This window comes from Psychrobacter sp. 16-MNA-CIBAN-0192 (genome assembly GCF_040309565.1).
Taxonomy (GTDB): Bacteria; Pseudomonadota; Gammaproteobacteria; order Pseudomonadales; family Moraxellaceae; genus Psychrobacter.
In genome coordinates this window covers 1-247 of record NZ_JBEOOX010000577.1, presented here as the reverse complement: position 1 = coordinate 247, position 247 = coordinate 1, and the positions used below count along the sequence as shown (strand labels likewise).

The following is a 247-nucleotide window of genomic DNA, read 5'->3' as shown; positions in this document are numbered from 1 at the left end:
CTCAAGACTATAAAGCTGCGCTAAGGCCGCCCGCAAATCATCAGATTCGGGTGCAGGATACAAGCGCAAATCTTCCGCTTGCTTCTCTAACACCTTAGCGATTGCCTGGCCTACTTTCGGTGACGGCGGAAAGGGGTTTTCATTGGTGTTCAGTTTGCATAAATTGTCGTGCTGTGGCTGTTCACCCGGCACATAAGGTGACAAGTTGCGTGCTTTAGATGACCAAAGTCTGGTATCTATCTTTGAC

1 pseudogene is annotated in these 247 nt (G+C 49.0%); it reads right to left on the bottom strand.

From position 1 onward, the window contains the following. A pseudogene (locus AAEY78_RS14450) lies at positions 1-240 on the bottom strand (histidinol-phosphate transaminase); the annotation flags it as partial. Positions 241-247: the final 7 nt, after the last annotated feature.